The sequence below is a fragment of the Streptomyces sp. FH025 genome (genome assembly GCF_017427025.1).
Lineage (GTDB): Bacteria > Actinomycetota > Actinomycetes > Streptomycetales > Streptomycetaceae > Kitasatospora.
Window position 1 is genome coordinate 1 of record NZ_JAFLNG010000718.1, and the last position, 3861, is coordinate 3861.

General features: G+C 75.7%; 4 protein-coding genes. All 4 read right to left on the bottom strand.

Features of this window, described 5'->3' with window-relative positions:
* Positions 1 to 184 precede the first annotated feature (184 nt).
* The 4 genes from J0670_RS32650 to J0670_RS32665 all read right to left on the bottom strand — a co-directional run bounded on the left by J0670_RS32650 (position 185) and on the right by J0670_RS32665 (position 3709).
* Complete coding sequence (locus J0670_RS32650) at positions 185 to 670, bottom strand: inorganic diphosphatase (RefSeq protein ID WP_207815718.1); 486 nt, start codon at positions 668 to 670, stop codon at positions 185 to 187.
* A gap of 429 nt (positions 671 to 1099) precedes the next feature.
* Entirely contained in the window at positions 1100 to 1510 is a 411-nt protein-coding gene (locus tag J0670_RS32655) for a cupin domain-containing protein (RefSeq protein WP_207815713.1), read from the bottom strand.
* 133 nt (positions 1511 to 1643) lie between these two features.
* On the bottom strand, positions 1644 to 2375 hold the full coding sequence (locus J0670_RS32660) for a Mut7-C RNAse domain-containing protein (RefSeq protein WP_207815714.1): 732 nt from the start codon (positions 2373 to 2375) through the stop codon (positions 1644 to 1646).
* 77 nt (positions 2376 to 2452) lie between these two features.
* Positions 2453 to 3709, bottom strand: a complete 1257-nt coding sequence (locus tag J0670_RS32665) for an MFS transporter (protein ID WP_207815716.1) — start codon at positions 3707 to 3709, stop codon at positions 2453 to 2455.
* Positions 3710 to 3861 lie beyond the last annotated feature (152 nt).

The following is a 3861-nucleotide window of genomic DNA, read 5'->3' on the forward strand; positions in this document are numbered from 1 at the left end:
CCCCGAACTCCCCGGCGGGCACCTGCACACCCCCGTGCTCACCGGCCTCCCGGCCCGGCAGAGCGTGATCACCTCACCGGAGTTCGAGCACAACGAGGCCGCGATCTCCGACCAGGTCCGGGCGATCATCGGCAGCGCCACGCTCTGAGCACTCCCCCTGGGCACTCCCCGGCCCGGGCGCCGGTCAGGCCGGGCGGGCGAAGCGCGTCCCCACCGCCCGGGCCCGGGACTCGGCGATCTCCGCGTACGCGGCCGCGCGCCCGGCCCAGTGCGAGCCCTCGACGGACTTGCCGCGTTCGAGGTCCTTGTACACCGCGAAGAAGTGCGTGATCTCCAGCAGGTCGAACTCCCGCAGGTCCCCGATGTCCCGCAGTTCGGTGTAGCGAGGGTCCCGGGCCGGGACGCAGAGCACCTTCTGGTCCGGGCCGCGCTCGTCGCGCATCACCCACATGCCGACCGCGCGGCACGCGCGCTCGCAGCCGGGGAAGGCGGGCTCGCCGCCGAGGACCAGGGCGTCCAGGGGCTCTCCGTCCCCGCCGAGGGTGCCCTCGACGAAGCCGTAGTCCGCGGGGTACCGGGTGGCGGTGAACAGCGTGCGGTCGAGGCGGATCCGGCCCGCGTCGAAGTCCATCACGTACTTGTTCCGCGACCCCTGCGGGATCTCGATCATCACCTCGAACTCCGCCGGCTGCACCGCGGTCACCTCCTCGGGTCCTGGGGCGATTGTCCGTCGTCAGGGCTCCGTAGGCACTCGCCGGGACCGCCCCCGTCGCGCGGTGAGAGCCGTCAGCATCCGGATCACGGAGCGCTGGCGGGTGACCGTTCCGGCCCACCGGCGGGGTTGAGAGGCGCTCCTCTCCTCCGGCCGGGTGCTGGTCACCACCGATTCCTTCGGCTGCACCGCTCGGGGGCACCTGGCGTCGGCCCCGTTCGTCCTGCCGGACGGGATCGCTTCACCGGCTCGCTGCGCCGTACGGGCGAGGGCCTGACCGCTACCCCGGCCCGAACCCCACCCGACCCGGACGGGCGGCCGCACCACCCACAGCCGGCCCCTCGGCCTGCACGCGCCGTGACCGGCCCCCGGCGCGTGCTCCCCGGTTCATCGGACGGTCGCCTCCCAGGGGCCGTCCTCGGGCCGGGCCTCGCTGTCCGTCCCCGGCCAGGGCGGCATGGTGACGGCCGTGATGCGCAGCGGCCCGTCGCCGTCCGGGTCGGCGCGGAACTGGAAGGCGGTGCCGAGCGGGATCGAGACGGCCGTCCCGGGTGCGAGCCGGACGGTCTCCTCCCGGCCGCCCTGGCGCCGCCACAGCTCGCCGCCGCCCGCCGTGACCTGCCACAGCTCCTGCACGGTGGCGTGCGACACCGCGTGCGTGACCTCCCCGGGGTCCAGTTCGAACACGGCGAGGCTCCCCCGCCCCTCCAGCACCAGCAGCGGGTGCACCGTGGCCCCGTCCGGAGCGGTCACCTCGGGGGTGTCACCGATCTCGGCGGTCCGGAAGGGCTGTGGCACCGGCTGACCGTTCATCCGACGACCCGGCCTCTCTCCTCGGCGGGGAGTTCCTGGGCTCGTCCCCGGCCTTCGATGAGACCACGGCCGCGCCGGGGCCCGCCATACGCGGCCGCGGGTGACCGCCCCTGAGCCACTACCCCGGGAGGCTCCCGAACTCGCGCACGGCGTCGGTGACGATGCCCTCCAGCCGGGCGTGGTGGGCGCCGCGCCAGTAGGCCTGCCCGCACTCGGTGCACTGGGCGAAGGCGTCGTAGGAGCGCTCGGTGCCGTCCCGCAGCTGCTCGCGCACCGAGGTCTTGGTCACGGTGCGCAGCGTGCCGTTGCAGGTGGTGCAGCGGGTCCAGGGGGCGAGCGGCGGGGCGAAGCGCGAGAGCACGTCGCGCAGCTGCTCGGCGGGGCGGTGGCTGTAGACGTACGCGCCGGCCCACAGTTCGCGGCGGCGCAGCAGGCCCCGGTCGCGGGAGAGCATGACGCGCTGCTCGGCGGCGGAGCGGGCGGCCAGCGCGGCGTCGCCGATGTCGGGGTTCTCGTAGGCGGCGTCGACGCCGAGCAGGCGCAGGCGGCGGGCGAGGGTGCCGAGGTGGACGTCCAGCAGGAAGCGCGGCGGGGCGGACGAGGGCTGCGGCCGGGCGACGGCCTCGACGGTGACGTGCTCGGCGTCGGCCGGCACGTACGCGTCGGGCACCGGCCGCCCGTCCACCAGCAGGGCGCCGACCTCGGTGAGCGGGACGCCCAGGGACTCGATCACGTGGCCGAGGCTGGAGGTGCCGTCCGTGCGCAGCGCGGTGCGGCCCGCCCGCCGGGGTGCGGAGATGAAGAGGTGCAGCTCAGGGGCGAAGTCGAGCGAGATCTGGGGTCGGTCCACGCGGCCAGCATGCCAGCGGGCGGCGGGCCGGGGCCACCGTTTTCCGGCCGGGGCCGGCCGGGGCCGCTCGCCCCGGCTCAGCCCGGGACGGCGATCGCCGGGGCGGGGCCCGGGTGGCGGCCGACCGCCGCCCAGCGGGCGACCGGGCCCATCGCGTACCCGGCGGCGAGGAACAGGGCCCCGAGGAGCAGCCAGCCCGCGAGTCCGCCGTCCAGCAGCAGCGCGGTGAGCAGCAGCGGGCCCAGGGTGCGGGCCACGGCCACGCCGGTGTTGAAGAAGCCCTGGTACTGGCCGATCCGCTCCGGCGGCGCGAGGTCGAATCCGAGCTGCCAGGAGCCGGCCGACTGCCGCATCTCCCCGGCCACCTGAAGCCCGGCCGCGGCCACCAGCAGCGCGCCGACCGCCCAGACCGGCACGTCCAGGGCCGACAGTCCGCAGACCGCGCAGGAGGCGAGCAGCAGCGCCCCGGCCGAGCGGACGGCGCGCACCGCCGAGTCGAGGCCGGTGACGCCGCGCGCCGTACGGACCTGGAGGGCCAGCACCGCGAGGGTGTTGAGGACGAACAGTGCCGATCCGAGCCATCCGAGCCCGGGGGCCCGTTCGGCGATCCACAGCGGAAGGACCAGGCTGAGCAGCGGCATCCGGAGCAACAGCACGGTGTTGACGGCGGTGACCGCGGCGTAGCGCCGGTCCCGCAGCACGGCCAGGCGCGGGCCGTCGCCCGGCCCGGACGGCGCGGGCGGGACTTCGGGCAGCCGCCGCAGGAGCAGCGCGCCGACCAGGAAGCCGAGCCCGGTGACGGCGAAGGCACCGAGGTAGCCGGTACGGGTGCCGAGGGTGAGCGCGACGCCGCCGATGGCCGCGCCGACGGCCAGTCCGCCGTTGAGGGTTGACTGGAGGTGGGCGAGCAGCCCGGTTCGCTCGGCGGGCGGGACCAGGCCCGCGACCAGCGCCTGCCGGGCGGCGGTGAGCCCGGACTGCAGGGTGGCGAAGAGGCACACCGCGAGCATGAACGGTCCGTAGGAGCGGATCACCAGGAAGGCGGCGACCACGCCCGCCGCGCCGAGCGCGAGCGCGACCGCCGTACGGCGCGGGCCCCGGCGGTCGGCGAGGTGGCCGAGCGGGACGCCTGCGAGCGAACCGAGCGCCCAGGCCACGGCGAGGCCGGCCCCGAGGGCGGTCACCGACATGCCGACGACACGGGTGAAGTAGAGCGCGGAGGTGGTGTAGTACGCGCCGTCGCCCACGGCGCTCGCCAACTGGGCGGCCGCGAGGGTCCGTTGGGGTCCGGGGGGCGGCAGTGCGGCGGAACGGGCGGTGCGGTGGTTCGGCACGTCTCTCCTGTCGGGTGGCCGGTGTCTCGGGAGTCACGCTAGGGGGCGAATGGACCGCCCGACAGGTCCAGTGATCTTGCGTTTTCCTGGGCCACCTGAAGCGCCCGGTGCGCGCCCACCGCACCCTCGGACGAACGGTGAACTGCCGTACG

Coding starts and splice junctions, on each gene's coding strand:
- J0670_RS32650 (WP_207815718.1), bottom strand. CDS start 670: ATGATCGAGATCCCGCAGGGGTCGCGGAACAAGTACGTGATGGACTTC.